Source organism: Comamonas sp. GCA5, assembly GCF_036541385.1.
GTDB lineage: Bacteria > Pseudomonadota > Gammaproteobacteria > Burkholderiales > Burkholderiaceae_C > Comamonas > Comamonas aquatica.
The window spans coordinates 1-5,436 of record NZ_JAZHFR010000137.1 but is presented as its reverse complement, the minus strand read 5'-3'; the positions used below and the strand labels follow the sequence as shown (position 1 = coordinate 5,436).

Annotated in this window: 5 protein-coding genes; all 5 read left to right on the top strand. The window is 69.1% G+C overall.

The features are described 5' to 3' along the window. Positions 1–2,592: Hsp70 family protein (locus tag SJH88_RS18400; RefSeq protein ID WP_420921759.1), on the top strand; the 2,592-nt coding region annotated here is incomplete at its 5' end. A gap of 10 nt (positions 2,593–2,602) precedes the next feature. Continuing rightward, positions 2,603–3,430 carry a hypothetical protein gene (locus SJH88_RS18395; protein ID WP_274755306.1) on the top strand — a complete coding sequence of 276 codons (828 nt, stop codon included), beginning with the start codon at positions 2,603–2,605 and terminating at the stop codon, positions 3,428–3,430. Positions 3,431–3,571: 141 nt separating this feature from the next. Further along, a complete protein-coding gene (locus SJH88_RS18390) occupies positions 3,572–4,516 on the top strand; it encodes a Bug family tripartite tricarboxylate transporter substrate binding protein (protein ID WP_420921760.1) in 945 nt (314 codons plus the stop codon). Positions 4,517–4,590: 74 nt separating this feature from the next. Further along, the gene (locus SJH88_RS18385; protein WP_274755304.1) at positions 4,591–5,025 is read left to right on the top strand and encodes a ribosomal maturation YjgA family protein; all 435 of its coding nucleotides are present in this window, start codon (positions 4,591–4,593) and stop codon (positions 5,023–5,025) included. Continuing rightward, the gene (locus SJH88_RS18380; protein WP_274755303.1) at positions 5,018–5,416 is read left to right on the top strand and encodes a DUF4087 domain-containing protein; all 399 of its coding nucleotides are present in this window, start codon (positions 5,018–5,020) and stop codon (positions 5,414–5,416) included. Before SJH88_RS18385 ends, SJH88_RS18380 begins: the two co-directional genes overlap by 8 nt. The last annotated feature ends 20 nt before the right edge of the window (positions 5,417–5,436 follow it).

The following is a 5,436-nucleotide window of genomic DNA, read 5'->3' as shown; positions in this document are numbered from 1 at the left end:
CCGTGCCCGGGCGGCTGGTGGCCAGTGCCAAAAAGCTGGCTGTCGCACACCGGGGTGGACCGCACGGCGCCCATCCTGCCCTGGGGCGCGGGCGACGAGGTGGCCAAGGTCTCGCCACTGGCGGCCTCGGCCTCGTACCTGGCCCATGTGCGCGCCGCCTGGGACCAGGCCCACCCGCAGGCCCCGCTGGCGCAGCAAAGCGTGGTGCTGACGGTGCCCGCCTCGTTCGACGAGGGCGCACGCGCGCTGACGCTGGAGGCCGCGCAGCTGGCTGGCCTGCCGCAGGTGCAGCTGCTCGAAGAACCCAAGGCCGCCTTCCACGACTGGCTGCTGTTGCAGGGCCCGCAACTGGCCGCACAGCTGGCCGACAGCCGCCTGGTGCTGGTGGTGGACGTGGGCGGCGGCACCACCGACCTGACCCTGATCCGGGTCGACCCCGCGGCCGACGGCGGCCTGCCCTTGCTCACGCGCACGGCCGTGGGCGAGCACTTGATGCTGGGCGGCGACAACATGGACCTGGCCCTGGCCCACCAGCTGGAGGCCGCGTTTGCCGGCGCCGGCCAGCGCCTGCCCGCGCAGCGCTTTGCGCAGCTGGTGCAGCGCTGCCGCGTGGCCAAGGAACAGCTGCTGGCCGCCGGGGCGCCCGAGCAGGTGCGCATCACCCTGCTGGGCGGCGGCAGCCAGCTGCTGGCCCAGGCGCAGTCCGCCACGCTCACGCGCGCCCAGGTGCAGCAGTGGGTGGTAGAAGGCTTTCTGCCACCCGCACCGATCGATGCGCTGCCCGCCCGGCGCCAGGGCGCGCTGCGCGGCTTTGGCCTGCCGTACCCGGCGGATGCCGCCATCAGCCGCCACCTGGCGCAGTTCCTGCGCCAGCACGCCGACGGGGCGCTGCCCGACACCGTGCTGCTCAACGGCGGCGTGTTCCATGCCCATGCGCTGGTACAGCGGCTGACGCAGTTGCTGGACGGCTGGCGTGGCCGCCCGGTGCGCGTGCTGCACAACCCGCACCCCGACTGGGCCGTGGCGCGCGGCGCAGCGGCCTATGGGTTGGGCCTGCAAGCGCCACCGCCCGCGCAGGCATCTGCATCAAATCAGCCTCTGGCGCATAGCCAGAGCGCGCCTACAGCTATCAAAACCATGCCGCGCATCGGCGGTGGCTCGGCGCGCAGCTACTGGCTGCTGCTGCCGGGGCCCGCCGGCGCTGCCCCGCAGGCCCTGTGCCTGCTGCCCAAGGGCACGGAAGAGGGCGTGCGCCTGGTGCTGTCGGGGCGGCGCTTTGCGCTCAAGCTGGGCCAGGCCGTGCGCTTCAACCTGCTGGCGCACAGCCACAGCCAGCCCGTGGCGCAGGCCGGGCAGATCACCGCAGTGACCGGCGAGGGCTGGGTGGAGCTGCCGCCCATCGCCACCGTGCTGCCCGCCCCCGAAGGCCGGGCCCAGGCCCAGGTGGAAGTGCAGTTGCAAGCCCGCATGACCGAGGTCGGCACGCTCGAGGTGCGCTGCCTGCGCGTGCAGGACGGCGTGGCCGACGCGGCCCAGTCCTGGCTGCTGCCCTTCAACACCCGCGGGGCGGTGGCACCATCGGAAACGATAGCAGCCAGCGCTGATGCAGCCAGCGCAGAAGGCCAAAAAGGCTTGCAACCCCTGGCCACGCAGCTGCCGGCCGCCGTGGCGCTGATCGACCGTATCTTTGGCACCCAGGCCCAGGACGTGAGCGCCAAGGACGTGCGCCAGCTGCGCCCGGCCCTGGAAAAGCTGCTGGGCCCGCGCGACAGCTGGGAGCTGGGTCTGCTGCGTGCCCTGTTCGACGCCCTGCTGGCGCGCGCCAAGCGCCGCCGCCGCACGGCCGACCATGAGCGCGTGTGGCTGAACCTGGCCGGCTGGTGCCTGCGCCCCGGCGTCGGCGCCGAGCTGGACGCCTGGCGCATCACCCAGGTCTGGGCCTTGTACGCCGCCGGTCTGGGGCACGCCAGGGACCCGGCCAACTGGACGGAGTGGTGGGTGTTCTGGCGCCGCGTGGCCGCGGGCCTGGACGAAGCCCAGCAGATGCAGGTGCTGGAGGCCGTGGCCGCCGCCATGCAAAAGACGGTGCAGCAGGCGACGCAGCGCAACGGTGGCAAGAGCAGCCACGGCAGCTACGACGACATGCTGCGCCTGCTGGCCGCCATGGAGGCCGTGCCCTGGCAGTACCGCCAGGAGATGGGCCAGTGGATGCTGCAGCGCCTGCAGCGTCCCGATGCCTCGCCCCAGACTTGGTGGGCCATCGGCCGCCTGGCGGCGCGGCAATCCCTGGCGGCGAATGCCCATTTGGTGATGCCGCCCGAGGCCGCGCAGGAGTTCCTGGATGCCACGCTGGCCCAGGACTGGCGCAAGCACGAAACGGCGATGTTTGCCGCGGTGCAAATGGCCCGCATGACCGGCGACCGCGCGCGCGATTTGCCCGATGCCGTGCGCGCCCAGGTGCTGGACAAGATGCGCGCCGCCGGTGCGCCTGCGCGCTGGCTGGCGCTGGTGGACAGCGTGGTGACCATGGATGCCGAGGACCAGCGGCGCAGCCTGGGCGACAGCCTGCCACCGGGGCTGGTGCTGCTGTGAGGAGGTGAAGATGGTGGATGTGAAGCGAATTGGTGCAGCGCACCTAACGGTCCTTGACCGACAGCAGCGTAACCGGCGTAATGCTGCCGCCAAAGCCATGCGCCATGTGCTGGGTCAGCAGTGGATACTGGCAGGCATGCTGCGTACGCAGCTATGGGCGGTGAGGAGGGGCGAAGCGGGGACTGCTGGCTTGGCGTTGCACCCAGTGTGGGTGCAGCAGTGCATGGGTAAAGAGTTGCTGGTCCAGGTACCGTTGGCACGGATTGGCTACTTCATGGCCGACTGGCTGCAGTTAGGGAGTCGGCGTGTGCATACCAGCGATTTCTTCCTGGCTCATGGCGATTTAGCACCGGCGCGGCAAGACATCGGTCGGTTGAACGTACTCAAGGAAGTCCAGGATCTGATGGCTGTGGACTGGGATTTCCGACGCACACCAGCGTATGCGCACATGGTGGATGCACTGGGGCTGCAGTGTCCTGTGGTGCGGCAACAAGTCAGGCTAGACACGGTGGACAAGGTGGATGGCTATTTTTTGCGCTTCCACGCGCTTTATCAATCGGTGAAGTCGCATGGCCTTCTCTCCAATCAGGAAGTGTCACAACGCTTATGTGAACCAGCAGACCGGGAAATCGGCATTGCTTTGGATCGTGATGGCTCGCTGGTGAAACTTCAGGGAGGTCAGCACCGCTTTGCTCTGGCTGTCGCTCTCGGCCTGGAAAAGGTGCCTGTCGAGTTACGCATGGTGCATGCGCAAGCGCTGGTGGCAACTTGCAGGCAGCACAGTTGTTCCCCTGTGCAAGCGATTGAACGACTGCTACAGAGACTGTCTTGTGGCTGAAAGCATGGACAGCACCGGCGTGTTTTCACCATGGTTCAACGTTGTCAGCGTTTGCACAATCTGGGTTTCGACCTTGACGTCTATCCATCAACGTATTTCTCCATGATCATGCACATACGGTTTTCCCGCCGCCAGGCCGTGATGGCCACCACCACCGCCCTGCTGTCGCTGTCCGGCACCGCCGCCCTGGCCCAGGCCAGCTGGCCCACCAAACCCATCACCTTCGTGGTGCCCCAGGCCCCCGGCGGGGCCAACGACGTGATTGCCCGGGCCGTGGCGCAGGGCCTGGGCACCAGCCTGGGCGAGCCCGTGGTGGTGGAAAACCGCCCCGGTGCCAACGGCAACCTGGGCACGGGCCAGGTGGCGCGCAGCGCGGCCGACGGCTACACCTTTCTGGTGACGGCGCAGAGCGCCTACACCATCAATCCGGCGCTCTACAGCAAAGTACCGTTCGATCCGATCAAGGACTTCACGCCGGTGATGCAGCTGGCCGTGGCGCCGTACCTGCTGGTGGTCAACCCGAACTTCCCGGCCAAGAGCCTGGACGAGCTGGTGGCCTATGCCAAGGCCCACCCGGGCAAGGTGGAATACGCCTCGGCCGGCAACGGCACGCTGAACCACCTGCTGGGCGAGATGCTGAAGAAGCAAAAAGGCCTGAACCTGCTGCATGTGCCCTACAAGGGCGCCTCGGCCGCCGCCACCGATGTGGTGGCCGGCCAGCTGCCCATGACCTTTGGCAGCTTTCCGGGCGTGATGCCTTTCGTCACCAGCGGCAAGCTGCGCGTGCTGGGCGTGGCGGCGGACAAGCCCACCTCGCTGGCGCCCGACATTCCCGTGCTGGGCAAGGGCCTGGCGGTGACCAGCTGGTACGGGCTGTTTGCCCCGGCCGGCACGCCGCAGCCGATCGTGGACAAGCTGTACCAGGCCGTCCAGGCGGTGCTGGCCAAGCCCGAGATGGCGGAGCGCTTCAAGACCCTGGGCGCCGAGCGCGTGGACTCCAACCCGCAGAGCTTCAAGGCCATGCTGCCGGGTGAGCTGGCGCACTGGAAGCAGGTGGTCCAGGACTCGGGCGCGCACATTGATTGAAGCGCCGCCGCCAGCGGCACGCTGAGCGGCTACCATCGCGGTTTTTCCTTGCCGGCCGACTGCGCCTTGCCGTGATGCCGTCCTCTGCTGCCCCTGCCTGTCCCCGCTCCCGCCTGCTCCTCACCCTCCTGGCCCTGGCCGTCATCGCCGTGGGCCTGGCCTCGCGCCGGGGCTATCTGCCCTTGCCCGCCGTGTGGGGCAACTACCCCGGCGATGCGCTCTGGGCCTGGGTGGTGCTGCTGTGCGTGGCCTGGGTGCGGCCCGCCATCGCGCCCGGGCGGCTGGTGGTGGTGTCACTGGCCATCGCCTTCGTGGTCGAGTTGCTGCAGCTCTACCAGGCCCCCTGGATGCAGGCGCTGCGTGCCCACCCGCTGGCCTATCTGGTGCTGGGCAATGGCTTTGATCCGCTGGACCTGCTGGCCTATGTCGTCGGCATTGCCGGTGCTGCGGTGGTGGATGGGGTGTGGTGGCGAACGCTCCATCGCACACCAGGAGTGAATGATGGGTGATACCGGTGAGGCGCGCGCACTGCGCGCGTGGGTGCTGTGCGCGCTGCTGGGGATCACGGGGCTGTCCGGCACGCAGGCGGCAGCATCGGCCTCACAACTGCGTTGTGGCTGGTGGCAGAACCCGACACCGGGGAATGCCTGGCTGCACGACCGCCATGGCCGCTGGACCGTGGGCAGCCAGGGCGGCGCCCAGGCCGAGGGCGACTGGCCCAGCTTCACCGAGGCGCAATGGGTGCGCACCAATGGTTTCTACGGCCATGGCTGCGCCTGTCTGCGCGTGGTGGCCGATGCGCGCACCCAGCGGGTGACGCACATCCTCTCGGCCACGGCGAAACCGCTGGCCGCCTGCCGCCAGGACCGCCACCTGCGGGAGCCACCGCGGCCCGAGTGACGCTGCCGTGCCGCCGTGCC